Here is a 13,240-nt window from a genome sequence, read left to right as displayed (position 1 = left end):
ATCGCCGACAGGCCCACGCGGCACCCTTGCGGCAGCACGCGCGTTCGCTCGACGCGACCGGCGAGCCGACGTCAGCGACCCCAACCGCAGCGCGAAACGCCGAGCGATCATCTGCCCAACCGTTGACGCACTGCCTCGAACAATGTCACCCCGGTAGCCACCGATACATTGAGGCTTTCGATATCGCCCGGCATCGGGATCTTGACCAGCCCGTCGCAGTGTTCGCGGGTCAGCCGGCGCAGGCCATCGGCTTCGCCGCCAAGCACCAGCCCGACATTGCCGCGCAGATCCACGTCGTACAACGACGCCTCGGCTTCGCCGGCCAGGCCGTACAGCCACACGCCTTGCTTCTGCAGATCGCGCAGGCAGCGTGCCAGGTTGGTCACCGCCACCACCGGAATGCGGTCGGCAGCGCCGGCCGAGGTCTTGCGCACGGTGGCGTTCACAGTGGCCGACTTGTCCTTTGGGATGACCACTGCGGTCACGCCTGCCGCCGCCGCACTGCGCAGACAGGCGCCCAGGTTGTGCGGATCCTGCACACCATCGAGCACCAGCACCAGTGCGCGCCCGTCGGCTGCGGCGATCAGCCCTTCCAGTTCGTTCTCGGCCCACAGGCGCGCGGCGGCATAGCGCGCGGCCACGCCCTGGTGGCGCACCTGCCCGCCCACGCCGTCCAGCGCCTGCGTGGCAACCCGGCGCACGTCGATGCCCTTGCGGCGCGCCTGCTCCTCGATCTCGGTGAGGCGTGGATTCTTGCTTCCTGCCTCGATCAGCACCTCGCGCACGTTGTCGGCGTCGTTCTCGACGGACGAGGCGACGGCATTGACGCCGACGATCCACTGGTTCTGCTTGCTCATTGCGCGGGAATAGAAAAAGGTAAAGGGGAATGGTAGGGCCTGCGGCCGGATACGTCACGGCCGGGGCACGCGCCATGACGTGGGGCCGCGATGCCCGCACGCCATGCAGTGGCTGGCCCGACTGGCGCACCAGCGATTCCCGACCAAGGCACGCACACCTTGCCGCGCATCGCGCCATGAAGGGCTGTCAGCCGCTAGCTGCGTGCGCCTTGCCGCAGGCGGATATCAGTAGCGAGCCAGACCACGCCGTCGGGATGCCTGCGTACCGCGATCGAGCACGCGCCACACCCTGGGCTGCTTACCCCGGCCACCGCTCGGTATCGTGGTCCGGATGCTGCCGCGACACCACGCTGGCCAGAAACGCCACGGCGGCGGCATCGTCTTCGGGCGGGCGCGTGGGCAACTGCGCCAGGTTATCGACGAAGGGCAGCTTGCGATCCACGCCGTACTGGATATGCGGCGGCAATCGTTCCGGTGCATCGAATGCGCCCGCGGCGACCGCTACGCCATCGGGCGCCTCGTAGGTCAATGGAGTGCCGCACTCGGCGCAGAAACCACGCTGCACCACCGACGAGGAGGCGAAACGCCTGGGCGCACCGCGGGTCCAGCGGAACTCGGTACCGCGTACCGACACCAACGGTGCGTAATACGCTCCGAAGGCCTTCTGGCACATCCGGCAGTGACAGATCGATGCATCGACCAACACGCCACGCACGTGAAAACGCACGGCCCCGCACTGGCAGCCACCACTGTACTCGCTCGAAGTCTCCATCGTCTGCTCCGCAAGTCGGTCTGCTACGCACGCCATTGCGGACCAGGAACATCCGCTACGGCCCACACATCGATGGGAGCGGCCGACACTAGGACTGCGCAGCCGCACCCACCTGCTCACTTCCCGCTCCACCTTGCCGGCGTTCTTCCGGTTGCCTCGCCGTCGTGCGGGCCACCATCCCGCAAGCCCGCCACGCCATCGGACATCTCAGAGCGACTTTTTCTTCTTGCGCTTGGTCGGGGTCTCGCGCGGCGGCAGCGGCGCCTCAGGCGCTGCGCCATCGTCGGTCAGGCGGAAGTCGATCTTGCGCTCTTCCATGCTGGCCTTGAGCACCAGCACGCGCACCGGATCGCCCAGACGGAACTCACGGCCGCGGCGTTCGCCACTGAGCGTCTTGCGGATCGGGTCGAACTGGTAATAGTCCTGCGGCAACTGGGTGACGTGTACCAGGCCGTTGACCTTGGACTCGTTGAGCTCCACGAACAGGCCGAACCCGGTCACGCCACTGATCACGCCGTCGAACTGGCGGCCGACGTGTTTTTCCATCCAGGCAGCGCGGTAGCGCTCGTCCACCTCGCGTTCGGCCTCGTCGGCGCGCCGCCCACGCTCGGAACACTGCAGCGCCAGCGCAGCCATCTGCCGCGGGGTGTAGAGGAATTTCTCAGGGCTGGCGCCGGTCAGCGCATGCTTGATCGCGCGGTGCACCAGCAGATCCGGATAACGACGGATCGGCGAGGTGAAATGCGCATACGCCTCCAGCGCCAGGCCGAAGTGGCCGTGGTTGTCGGGCGAGTACACCGCCAGACTCTGGCTGCGCAGCAGCACCGATTCCAGCAACGCCGCATCGGGACGTGCGCGCACCTTCTTCAGCAGCTTGGTGTAATCGCCGGGGCGCACCTTGCTCCAGGCCGGCAGGCTGAGCTGGAATTCCTTGAGAAACTCCAGCAGGTCCTCGTATTTGCTCTCCGGCGGCCGCTCGTGCACGCGGTAGGGCGCGGGCACATGCACGCTCAGCAGATAGCGCGCCGCCTCCACGTTGGCGGCGATCATGCATTCTTCGATCAGCTTGTGCGCATCGTTGCGCACCAGCATGCCGGCCTGGGTCACTTCGCCGGTGTTGTCGAGTACGAAGCGCACTTCCGAGGTTTCGAACTCGATCGCGCCACGCTGCGTGCGCGCTTTCGACAACAGGTGGTAGAGCTGATGCAGACGCTGCACTTGCGGCAACAGCGGACCGATGAAGGCCTTGGTGTCGGCATCGTCCTCGCCCACCGCCTTCCAGACCTGGTTGTAGGTCAGGCGCGCATGCGAGTTCATCACCGCTTCGTAGAAGCGCGACCCGGTCACCTCGCCATCGCGCCCCACCTGCATGTCGCAGACGAAGCACATGCGATCCACCTTGGGCATCAGCGAGCAGATGCCGTTGGACAACGTCTCCGGCAACATCGGCACCACGAACCCGGGGAAATACACCGACGTGGCACGTTTCTGCGCCTCCTCGTCCAGCGGCGTGCCTGGGCGCACATAGTTGGACACGTCGGCGATCGCCACCACCAGACGGAAACCGTCGGCATTGGGTTCGCAGTACACCGCGTCGTCGAAATCCTTGGCGTCCTCGCCGTCGATGGTGACCAGCGGCATCTGCCGCAGGTCCACCCGGCCGCCGATCATCTGCGGCTCCACCACCAGCGGCACGGCCGCCGCTTCGTCCAGCACTTGCTGCGGAAACTCGTGCGGCAATTCGTGGCCGTGGATGGCCATCTCCACCACCAGCGATGGCGTCAACTTGTCGCCAAGCACAGCGATGATCCTGCCGATGGCGGGGCGGCGCGCGTCCGGCGGCGCGATCAGCTCGCATACCACCAGCTGGCCTTCGCGCGCCTCGCCAATCCCATCCGGCGCGATCTGCACATTGCGCTGGATGCGCTTGTCGTCCGGATCGACGTAGGCCACGCCGTGTTCGTAGAAGAAGCGGCCCAGCATGCGCGACATGCCACGTTCGAGCACACGTGCGATGGCGCCTTCGCGGCGCCCGCGGCGATCGATGCCGGTGACATTGACCAGTGCACGATCGCCGTGCATCACCTTGCGCATTTCGAAAGGTGGCAGGAACAGGTCGTCGCCGCCCTCGTCCGGCTTGAGGAATCCGAAGCCTTCCGGGTTGGCGATCACCACCCCGGCGATCAGGCTGGTCTGCTGCACCGGTGCATAGCCGCCGCGGCGGTTCTGCACCAGCTGCGCCTCGCGCACCATCGCGGCCAGGCGCTTGCCGAGTGCGTCGATACGCGCGCTCAGGCCGAGCTGCCCGGCGATCTCTTCGGCGGTCTGCGGGCCGTCGCAGGCCTCCAGCAGCTGCAGGATGGCTTCGCGGCTGGCGATCGGCTCGGCATAGCGCAGCGCCTCGCGGTCGGCATGCGGGTCCTTGAAGCCCGGGGCGGAAGCGGCCGCAGGCTCGGCGAACCGCTCGGGCGGCGGCGCCGGTGGCCCGCTCTTGCGCGGATGCGGTGCGCGCGTGGCGCTGGGCAACTCCGGAGACGACTTGGCGGCGGAGCGCTTGTTTGCGGACCTGGTCGAAGCGCCGGCGGCGGCGCGAACCAGAAAGTCCGGCATCCACCCCGGCAACTTCTGTTGCTCGGCGGTAGAGGAATCGCCCGCTTTGGAGGCTTTACGGCGACTGGGCCGGGCGGAATCTGGGGGGTTTTTCTTTGTCATTGCGCTTATGGTACCCCCTGCGGTCCTGGCGTGGGCGGCAGGCCGACGCCGGCCGTCGGCGATCGGCCTGTAAAAAGCGTTGACAAGCCCTGCGGGAGTCTGCAGAATTCGCGGCTCACCTGCCCAGGTGGCGGAATTGGTAGACGCACTAGCTTCAGGTGCTAGCGGGGGCAACTTCGTGGAGGTTCGAGTCCTCTTCTGGGCACCAGTTTAAAAAGACCTCCGAGCGATCGGGGGTCTTCTGGTTTCTGGGGTCCGATGTCTTCCGGCACCTCTGATCACCTCGGCCTGCACCATGCCCCTGCCTGTTCGATCAGTTCAACGGCCGCTGGCGACGGCGCAGCGTGCAAGCGGCTCTCGCATCGGCCCCACGCATGCCAGGACGGCCAACGATCATGCGCTGTGTCGTATCGGCGCCAATGCCTCCGGATCAGCCTGGCTGACGATTTAGCCGCGCAGCCGACTCGAGCGGATACAAGCGAACGCAAGCCGCAGCGCGACCCGCGATACTCACTGACCGGCACGCGCAGTCGATGTCAGCGCAGCCCTGGACTGCGCCACGCCTGGCACCTGCCCGACCACCTCATCGCCCCGCGGTGATGCCTGCAGCGCGCAAGGCCTGGGCCCAGATACGGTAGCCGGCGTCGCTGGGATGGGTGCTGTCGGGCATCAAGGCTTCGGGCAGGGATCCGTCCGGTTGCAGCATCCGCGGCCCGATATCCAGTAACTGCACCGACGGATCCCTGGCGAAACGGGCGGCAAGCAGACGATTGGTTTCGGCGATCGGCGCCCGTAGCGGACTGTCGGCACGGAAGCCGCGTGGCATGATCTGCATCAGGATCAGCTTGCTGCCAGGCAACCGGCGGCGCACCTCGGCGACCACCGCCTCCACGCCCTTGGCAGCTTCGGCCGGCGTGCTGGCGCGCGCCTGCGCGGTGCCGGTGAGATTGTTGGTCCCGATGTGCAGCACCACCCAGCGCGGATCCAGGCCGTCGAGTTCGCCCTGGCGGATGCGCCACAACACGTTCTGGGTGCGATCCCAGCCGAAGCCCAGATTCAGCACCCGCCGTTTGCCGTACAGCCATTGCCAGGAATCCAGGCCGCTGACGCGGGTGGCCTGCGGCGGACCGGCCCAGAAATGGGTGATCGAGTCACCGATCATCACCACCTCGGGCTTGAGCGTGCGCGCCTCGGCCAGCGCGGCATGGTGGCGGGCGTACCAGTCGTAGGAATCCTGTTCCAGCCAATCGACCGGCATCAGCGAGGTCGCCGCATCGCGGCCGAGCTCGGCCACCGGCTTGACCGGCGGCTCGCCTAGCAGCCGCGCAAGGGTCGGCTCGATCGCCTCGGCCAGCATGCGCTGACCCTGCGTATCCGGATGCAGGGCACCGGCGGCAGGGCGCAGGCGCGGGTCGTAGAACAGCTCGGTGCGCAGTGCGCCGCCGCGCTGGAATACCGAACTCACGTCCAGATAGGTCACGCGCGGATTGTCGCCGTAGCGCACGGCCAACCCCTGATTGACCTGCGCGTCGCGCCGCGACTTCTCCACCGAGATCTCGCTGGGCAGCACGCTCAGCAGCAGGATATGGGTGCGCGGCAACTTCTGTTCGAGCGCCGCGACCACCGCATCGATACCCAGTTGGGTCTGCTCGGCGCTCTGGTCGAGGTGACCGGTGTTGTTGGTGCCGATCAGCACCAGCGCGACCTTGGGCTGCAGACCATCCACTTCGCCATTGGCCAGCCGCCACAGCAGGTTTTCGGTGCCATCGCCGCTGAAGCCCAGATTCAGGGCGCCGCGACTGCCGTAGAAGGTTTGCCAGGTGGACTGGAAGTCTTCGTCTGGCAGCTTGGCTTTCTCGTAGTTCTGGGTGATCGAATCGCCGATCAGCAGCAGCCTGGTGTTCGGGTGCTGTTTGACCTGCTCCAGCACCTGCGCATGCCGCTGCACCCACCAGGGCTCCTGCAGCCGGTCGGTGGGCACGATGGAAGGCGGCGGCGTCTGCGCCCCTGCGGTGGCGCAGGCCAGCAACAGCCCCCCGCACATCAGCGCAAGCGCGATGGCAGACAGCGAAGCGCGGAAAAGCGCAATATGCAACGACCGGAACATGCGCGCACCAGAAACGGAGAGAAGCGGCGATTGTGGTCCGCTGCCGCGGCGAACGACAAGCGCCATCGCGCAGCATCTGCACTCAGGCGCGGCGCGATGGCTAATGTGCGCCACTGGCCCGATAACGCTGCTGCATCCCATCCTGCGCACCGGCCGATGCAGGAGCGTGCCGACACGCGATCACCAGGCGCTGGATTTGGGAGGTCTTCGTAGACCTCGGTGATCTTCACATCTCTGTGAGCGATCCAGCGTTGCCGCGCCTGCGGCAGCGCTGGAGCGCGGCCGACCTCAGCGCAGCCCGGTCTCGCCGCGCGCGATCACCAGGCGCTGGATTTCGGAGGTGCCTTCGTAGATCTCGGTGATCTTCGCGTCGCGGAAGTAGCGCTCCAGCGGCATTTCCTTCGAGTAGCCCATGCCGCCATGGATCTGCACGGCCTGGTGGGTGATCCACATCGCCGCTTCGGACGCGGTGAGCTTGGCCACGGCCGCCTCGGTGCCGAATTTCTGCCCCTGACCCTTGAGCCAGGCCGCGCGCAGCGTCAGCAGCAGTGCTGCGTCCAGCTTGCACTTCATGTCGGCGATCTTGGCCTGGGTCATCTGGAAGGTGCCGATCGCTGCGCCGAACGCCTTGCGCTCCTTCACGTAGGCCAGCGTGGCTTCATAGGCGGCGCGCGCGATACCCACCGCCTGCGAGGCGATACCGATACGGCCGGCATCGAGCACGCTCATCGCGGTCTTGAAGCCCTCGCCTTCGGCGCCCAGCACTTCGTCCGGCTGCGCCACGTAGTCGGCGAACTCGATCTCGCAGGTGGCCGAGGCGCGAATGCCGAGCTTGGGCTCGGTCTTGCCGCGGTGGAAGCCGGCGCGCTCGGTATCGACCATGAACGCGGTGATGCCGCGCGATCCCTTGTCCGGTTCGGTCACCGCGAACAGCACGATGTACTTGGCCACCGGGCCGGAGGTGATCCAGCTCTTCTTGCCGTTGATGACAAAGCTGCCATCGCCCTGCTTGACTGCACGGCAACGCATCGCCGACGCATCGGAGCCGGACTGCGGCTCGGTCAGCGCGAACGCGCCGATGTGGGTGCCCTCGGCAATCGCGCGTACGTACAGCTGCTTCTGCGCCTCGGTGCCGTTCTTCAGGATGCCGGTGCAGAACAGCGAGTTGTTGACCGACATGATGGTCGAGTGCGCACCGTCGGCGGCAGCGATCTCGATCATCGCCAGCGCATAGCTGATCGGGTCCATGCCCGCGCCACCGTACTCGGCCGGCACCTCGATGCCCATCAGGCCGTTCTCGCCCAGCAACTGGATGTTTTCCAGCGGGAACTCGCCGCTGCGGTCGAAGTGCTCGGCGCTGGGGGCGATCTTTTCCTGGCCGATCCGGCGGGCCACGTCCTGGATCATCAGTTGTTCTTCGGTAAAGCTGAAATCCACGTTCGACCCCTCCGGGTATTGACTGTGCGCCCATTGTAGCCACAACCATTCGCATGCGTATGTAGTTGACCCCACTCCCTGCCCGGCCGAAAATATCTCCATATCGCGATATAGAGATATTCATGGATCTGGAAGACTGGTCGGCCCGCCTGAAAGTATTCGCCGACGCCACCCGGGTACGCCTGCTGGCCTTGCTGGAACAGGAAGAGCTCACCGTGGCCGAGCTGTCGGCCATCACCCGCCTGGCCCAGCCGCGCGTGTCCACCCATCTGGCCAAGCTCAAGGAAGCCGGGCTGGTGCGCGACCGCCGGGCCGGTGTCTCCGCGTATTACCGCTACGACGAGGTCTCGCTGGATCCGGCCCAGCGCGCACTGTGGCTGGCACTGAGTACCGGCAGCGACGACCCGCTGCTGCGTCAGGACGCCGAACGCGTGGCCGCCGTGCTGGCCAATCGTGCCGCCGACCAGAACTGGGCCGATTCGGTGGCCGGCGACATGGAGCGCCACTATTCACCCGGCCGCACCTGGGAAGCGCTGGCACGCACGGCCCTGCCCTTGCTGGAAACCGGCGACGTGCTGGACATCGCCTCCGGCGACGGCGTGCTGGCCGAACTGGTGGCGCCGCACGCCACCCGCTACATCTGTATCGACACCAGCGCCCGCGTGGTCGCCGCCGCCAGCGAACGCCTGCGCAAGCTGGGTAACGTGGAAGTGCGCGAAGGCGACATGCATGCGCTGCCCTTCCCCGATGCCAGCTTCGACCTGGTGGTGCTGATGCACGCACTCACCTACGCCGCCAAGCCGGCGCAGGCGGTGGCCGAATCGGCGCGCGTGCTGCGCCCGGGCGGCCGCTTGCTGCTGTGCAGCCTGGCCAAGCACGAGCATCGCGCCGCAGTGCAGGCCTATGGCCACGTCAATCTTGGTTTCGCCGCCAAGGAATTGCGCCGATTCGTCGAAAAGGCCGGGCTGGACGTCTCCAGCCTGGAGACGGTGACGCGCGAGAAGCGCCCGCCGCATTTCGAAGTGATTTCGTTGATTGCGGTGAAGCCGGGAATGGGGAATCGGGATTCGGGATTGGTGGAACACACAGACACTGCGGCGAGGAGAACCGGACCATGACGCAGGCGCGAATCCCCAATCCCGAATCCCCAATCCCGTTCTCGCTGCCGTGGCTGCATCCGGAGCGTGCAGCCAAGCTCACTGCCGCGCTTGCCGAACGCATCCTCATCATCGATGGCGCGATGGGCACCATGATCCAGCGCCACAACCTGCAGGAACCGGATTACCGCGGCACCCGTTTCGCCGACGGCTACGACAGCGCGCACGTGCATGGGCCTGGATGCGATCACGCGCATGCGCCGGAAGGCCACGACCTCAAGGGCAACAACGACCTGCTGCTGCTGACCCGCCCGGAGATCATCGCTGGCATCCACCGCGCCTACCTGGACGCCGGTGCCGACCTGCTGGAAACCAATACCTTCAACGCCACCTCGGTCAGCCAAGCCGACTATCACCTGGAACATCTGGTGTACGAGCTGAACAAGGCAGGTGCCCAGGTCGCGCGTGCTTGTTGCGATGCGGTTCAAGCGCTGACCCCGCACAAGCCGCGCTTCGTGATCGGGGTGCTGGGCCCCACCAGCCGTACGGCCTCGATCAGCCCGGACGTCAACGACCCCGGCTACCGCAACACCAGCTTCGACGCGTTGCGGGAAACCTACCGCGAGGCGATCGAAGGGCTGATCGACGGCGGTGCCGACACGCTGATGGTGGAAACCATCTTCGACACCCTCAATGCCAAGGCAGCGCTGTACGCCATCGAAGAAGTCTTCGAAGCGCGCGGCGGGCGCCTGCCGGTGATGATTTCCGGCACCATCACCGACGCCTCCGGACGCACGCTGTCCGGGCAGACCGCCGAAGCGTTCTATGCTTCGGTGGCGCATGGACGGCCCTTGTCGGTCGGCCTGAACTGCGCGCTCGGCGCCAAGGATCTGCGCCCGCACGTGGAGACGCTGGCGCAGATTGCCGACGCCTATGTCAGCGCGCATCCGAATGCAGGCCTGCCGAATGCATTCGGCGACTACGACGAAACGCCGGAAGAGATGGCGCACACGCTGCGCGAGTTCGCACAGGCCGGCCTGCTCAATCTGGTCGGCGGTTGCTGCGGCACCTCGCCCGACCACATCCGCGCCATCGCCGAGGCGGTGGCAGATCTACCGCCGCGGCAATTGCATGGCTCGCGGGAGCTGGCCGCGTGAGGTGCCAACCGCCCCCTCATCCGCCCTTCGGGCACCTTCTCCCGCAAGCGGGAGAAGGAAAGGGCGTCGCGTCGCCTGCCACGATGGCGCTCCGAGGACAGCGCACTTCCCTTCTCCCGCTGGCGGGAGAAGGTGGCGCGAAGCGCCGGATGAGGGCTGCTTCGCGTCACCTTCCGTGGCACAGCCGTGAACACCGGTTCACCACCACCGATCGCGCCCTCAACGTCCGGCAGAGCCTTGCATGAGCACTCCCCGCTACACCCGCCTGTCCGGCCTGGAGCCTCTGGTCATCACCCCGGACCTGTTGTTCGTCAATGTGGGCGAGCGCACCAACGTCACCGGCAGCGCGCAGTTCCGCAAGCTGATCAAGGAAGAGCGTTACGAAGAGGCGGTGGAGGTGGCGCGCCAGCAGGTCGCCAACGGCGCGCAGATCCTCGACGTCAACATGGACGAGGGCCTGATCGACTCCGAAAAGGCGATGACCCGCTTCCTCAACCTGATCATGTCCGAGCCGGATATCGCGCGCATCCCGGTGATGGTCGATTCGTCCAAGTGGACGGTGATCGAAGCCGGTCTGAAATGCCTGCAGGGCAAGAGCGTGGTCAATTCGATCTCGCTCAAGGAAGGCGAAGCGGTGTTCATCGAGCAGGCCCGCAAGGTGCTGCGCTACGGTGCCGCCGCGGTGGTGATGGCCTTCGATGAGGCTGGCCAGGCCGACACCTGTGCGCGCAAGGTGGAGATCTGCACGCGCGCCTACAAGGTACTGACCGAGCAGGTCGGCTTCCCCCCGCAAGACATCATCTTCGACCCGAACATCTTTGCCGTGGCCACCGGTATCGAAGAACACGACAACTATGCGGTGGATTTCATCGAAGCCACCCGCATCATCAAGGACACCTTGCCGCATTGCCACGTATCCGGCGGCGTCTCCAATGTCTCGTTCTCGTTCCGCGGCAACGAGACCGTGCGCCAGGCGATCCATTCGGTGTTCCTGTTCCACGCGATCAAGGCTGGCATGGACATGGGCATCGTCAATGCCGGCGGCATGCCGATCTACGACGACCTGGACCCGGAGCTGCGCGAGCGCGTGGAAGACGTGATCCTCAATCGCCGCCGCGATGGCACCGAACGTCTGCTGGAGATCGCCGAGCGCTACAAGGGCAGCAAGGGCGCCGCGAAGACCGAAGACCTGGCCTGGCGCGACAAGCCGGTGCGCGCACGCCTGGCGCACGCGCTGGTGCACGGCATCGATGCCTATGTGGACATCGACACCGAGGAAGCGCGCCAGCAGTCGACGCGCCCGCTGGACGTGATCGAAGGCCCGTTGATGGACGGCATGAACGTAGTCGGCGACCTGTTCGGCGCCGGCAAGATGTTCCTGCCGCAGGTGGTCAAATCCGCACGCGTGATGAAGAAAGCCGTCGCCTACCTGCTGCCCTTCATCGAGGCGGAGAAGTTGCGCACCGGCGATGTCGGCAAGTCCAACGGCAAGATCATCATGGCCACGGTCAAGGGCGATGTGCACGACATCGGCAAGAACATCGTTGGCGTGGTATTGGCCTGCAACAACTTCGATGTGGTCGACCTGGGCGTCATGGTCAGCGCGCAGGTGATCCTGGACCGCGCCCGCGAAGAGAATGCGGACTTGATCGGCCTGTCCGGATTGATCACCCCGTCACTGGAAGAGATGTCGCATGTGGCGCGCGAGATGCAGCGCCAGGGCTTCGAGATTCCACTGCTGATCGGCGGTGCCACCACCTCGCGCGCGCATACCGCGCTGAAGATCGACCCGCATTACACCGCGCCCACCGTCTGGGTGAAGGATGCCTCGCGCGCGGTAGGCGTGGCGCAATCGCTGATCTCGCGCGACCTGCGCGAGGCCTTCGTGGCCGCCAACGACGCCGACTACGCCGAAATCCGCGCCCGCCACCGCAACCGTGGCGACGCCAAGCGGCTGGTGTCGCTGGAGAAGGCGCGTGCGCAGCGGTTCGATGGCGACTGGAGCAACTACACGCCACCGACGCCGCGTCAGCCGGGCCTGCACGTGTTCGACGACTACCCGCTGGCCGAGCTGGTCGAGCTGATCGACTGGACCCCGTTCTTCCAGGCCTGGGAACTGGCCGGCAAGTTCCCGGCGATCCTCAGCGACGAGATCGTCGGCACCCAGGCCAGCGAGCTGTACCGCGACGCGCGGCGCATGCTCACGCAACTCGTCGACGAACAATGGCTGAGGGCCAAGGCCGTGTTCGGCCTGTGGCCGGCTAATGCGGTTGGCGATGATGTTGAAGTGGTCCTGACCGACCACCGGGTTTCGGCAACCGAGATTGGGGATTCGCAGCAGCCTGGCCAATCTCCAATTCCCAATCCCGAATCCCGGCGTTTACTGCATTTCCTGCGCCAGCAAGTCGACAAGCCCATCGATCGTCCGGACTTCTGCCTGGCCGATTTCATCGCCCCCAGGGACAGCGGAAAACAGGACTGGATCGGTGCGTTTGCCGTCACTGCCGGCATCGGCATCGACCCGCATGTCGCCCGCTTCGAGGCTGCGCACGACGACTACAACGCCATCCTGCTCAAGGCACTGGCCGACCGTCTGGCCGAGGCGCTGGCCGAGCGCCTGCACCAGCGTGTGCGCACCGAATTCTGGGGCTATGTCGACGATGAGAACCTGGACAATGAGGCGTTGATCGCCGAACGCTATCGCGGCATCCGCCCGGCCCCCGGTTACCCGGCCTGCCCCGAGCACAGCGAGAAACGCACGCTGTTCGACATGCTCGACGCCGAGCGCAATGCCGAAATGTCGCTGACCGAGAGCTTTGCGATGCTGCCCACGGCGGCGGTGTCCGGCTATTACTTCAGCCATCCCAAGAGCCAGTATTTCGTGGTCGGGCGGCTGGGCAAGGAACAGGTGGCCGACTACGCCAGGCGCAAGGGCATTACCGTGGCACTGGCCGAGCGCTGGCTGGCCTCCAACCTGGATTACGACCCGGAATAAGAGCATCTGCAGACTGCAGACATTGCAGGAGCGCACCCGGGCGCGACGGGCGTTATCGGAAAAGCTTCATCGCACCCGCGTGCGCCCCTAGGCGCCACCGACGCAT

General features: G+C 66.0%; 8 protein-coding genes and 1 tRNA gene. 4 read left to right on the top strand and 5 right to left on the bottom strand.

Annotation, left to right across the window (positions count from 1 at the left end):
* Positions 1-107 precede the first annotated feature (107 nt).
* The 3 genes from rlmB to rnr all read right to left on the bottom strand — a co-directional run bounded on the left by rlmB (position 108) and on the right by rnr (position 4,341).
* Complete coding sequence (rlmB, locus tag LL962_RS17270; protein ID WP_104587921.1) at positions 108-857, bottom strand: 23S rRNA (guanosine(2251)-2'-O)-methyltransferase RlmB; 750 nt, start codon at positions 855-857, stop codon at positions 108-110.
* A 298-nt stretch (positions 858-1,155) separates the two neighbouring features.
* Complete coding sequence (locus LL962_RS17265) at positions 1,156-1,629, bottom strand: GFA family protein (protein ID WP_228317783.1); 474 nt, start codon at positions 1,627-1,629, stop codon at positions 1,156-1,158.
* 207 nt (positions 1,630-1,836) lie between these two features.
* Positions 1,837-4,341: a ribonuclease R gene (gene rnr, locus LL962_RS17260; RefSeq protein ID WP_228317782.1), complete on the bottom strand. Its 2,505-nt coding sequence runs from the start codon at positions 4,339-4,341 to the stop codon at positions 1,837-1,839.
* A 121-nt stretch (positions 4,342-4,462) separates the two neighbouring features.
* On the opposite strand from rnr, the gene LL962_RS17255 reads away from it, so the two are divergent.
* Positions 4,463-4,549: transfer RNA gene (locus LL962_RS17255), tRNA-Leu, on the top strand.
* A 375-nt stretch (positions 4,550-4,924) separates the two neighbouring features.
* On the opposite strand, the gene LL962_RS17250 is transcribed toward LL962_RS17255, so the two are convergent.
* Positions 4,925-6,448, bottom strand: coding sequence for a platelet-activating factor acetylhydrolase IB subunit (locus tag LL962_RS17250; RefSeq protein WP_228317781.1), 1,524 nt, complete (start codon positions 6,446-6,448; stop codon positions 4,925-4,927).
* A gap of 288 nt (positions 6,449-6,736) precedes the next feature.
* Entirely contained in the window at positions 6,737-7,855 is a 1,119-nt protein-coding gene (locus tag LL962_RS17245) for an acyl-CoA dehydrogenase family protein (RefSeq protein WP_228317787.1), read from the bottom strand.
* Positions 7,856-8,007: 152 nt separating this feature from the next.
* Here LL962_RS17245 and LL962_RS17240 point away from each other — a divergent pair, with 152 nt between their 5' ends.
* The 3 genes from LL962_RS17240 (at position 8,008) to metH (ending at position 13,134) form a co-directional block, all read left to right on the top strand.
* Positions 8,008-9,003 (top strand): ArsR/SmtB family transcription factor, encoded by a 996-nt coding sequence (locus tag LL962_RS17240; RefSeq protein WP_228317780.1) that lies wholly within the window; start codon positions 8,008-8,010, stop codon positions 9,001-9,003.
* The gene (locus LL962_RS17235; RefSeq protein WP_228317779.1) at positions 9,000-10,139 is read left to right on the top strand and encodes a homocysteine S-methyltransferase family protein; all 1,140 of its coding nucleotides are present in this window, start codon (positions 9,000-9,002) and stop codon (positions 10,137-10,139) included. Before LL962_RS17240 ends, LL962_RS17235 begins: the two co-directional genes overlap by 4 nt.
* A 241-nt stretch (positions 10,140-10,380) precedes the next feature.
* The gene (metH, locus tag LL962_RS17230) at positions 10,381-13,134 is read left to right on the top strand and encodes a methionine synthase (protein ID WP_228317778.1); all 2,754 of its coding nucleotides are present in this window, start codon (positions 10,381-10,383) and stop codon (positions 13,132-13,134) included.
* Positions 13,135-13,240 lie beyond the last annotated feature (106 nt).

Origin of the sequence: Xanthomonas sp. NCPPB 1067 (assembly GCF_020783795.1) — a bacterium.
In the GTDB taxonomy this organism is placed as follows: Bacteria; Pseudomonadota; Gammaproteobacteria; order Xanthomonadales; family Xanthomonadaceae; genus Xanthomonas; species Xanthomonas melonis.
Note: the sequence above shows the minus strand (reverse complement) of the source record. Positions and strands in the feature narration are given on the sequence as shown.